The sequence below is a fragment of the Heyndrickxia coagulans DSM 1 = ATCC 7050 genome, from assembly GCF_000290615.1.
Taxonomy (GTDB): Bacteria; Bacillota; Bacilli; order Bacillales; family Bacillaceae_C; genus Weizmannia; species Weizmannia coagulans.
The window spans coordinates 1-354 of record NZ_ALAS01000042.1; the positions used below are offsets into that span (position 1 = coordinate 1).

Consider the following 354-nt stretch of genomic DNA (forward strand, 5'->3'; position numbering starts at 1 on the left):
GCCTCTATCCCTAATCCCGTTGCCAAATGTGTTTTTCCTACTCCAGGCGGTCCCAGAATAATTAAATTAAAAAGCTGATCAAGCCATGTGAATTCTTTTAACTGATTGATCTGTCTCCTACTTAGCGATTGTTGCTCGTCTACTTGGAATGCATCTATTGTCTTGTAAAACGGAAACGTTGCCCATTTTAATCGTTTTTCAATCAATTTCTCATCTCGGCGTTCCAACTCATAGCTAGTCAGATGTTCCAGAAAAGTGCGGTATGTCCAATCTTGTGATTCAGCTTCTTGAATCAGAGATGGCAAATGATTTGCCGTCTCTGATAATCGCAATGTTCGAAGCTGCTGCTGAAGT

General features: G+C 41.0%; 1 protein-coding gene. It reads right to left on the bottom strand.

Going from position 1 to position 354, the window contains the following annotated elements; all coding sequences use genetic code 11:
• The coding region (locus tag IC21_RS01345; protein WP_035180324.1) for an ATP-binding protein at positions 1–354 on the bottom strand (354 nt) is incomplete at both ends.